Consider the following 288-nt stretch of genomic DNA (forward strand, 5'->3'; position numbering starts at 1 on the left):
TTAATCCATTAACGGGAGAAAAAGTAGGCGAAGGCGAACCAACAACGGAAGTAACGAAAGAACCAATAGACGAAATTGTTAACTATGCACCTGAAATTATTCCTCATGGTACACGTGAAGAAATTGATCCAAACTTACCAGAAGGTGAAACTAAAGTTATCCCAGGTAAAGATGGCTTGAAAGATCCTGAAACTGGAGAAATCATTGAAGAACCACAAGATGAAGTAATCATCCATGGTGCTAAAGATGATTCAGATGCGGACAGCGATTCAGACGCAGATAGCGACT

Annotated in this window: 1 protein-coding gene; it reads left to right on the forward strand. The window is 40.3% G+C overall.

Annotated elements, in window-relative coordinates; all coding sequences use genetic code 11:
- Positions 1 to 288: E domain-containing protein (locus HMPREF2846_RS13430; RefSeq protein ID WP_176744069.1), on the forward strand; the 288-nt coding region annotated here is incomplete at both ends.

The organism is Staphylococcus sp. HMSC056G08 (assembly GCF_001812305.1).
In the GTDB taxonomy this organism is placed as follows: Bacteria; Bacillota; Bacilli; order Staphylococcales; family Staphylococcaceae; genus Staphylococcus; species Staphylococcus simulans.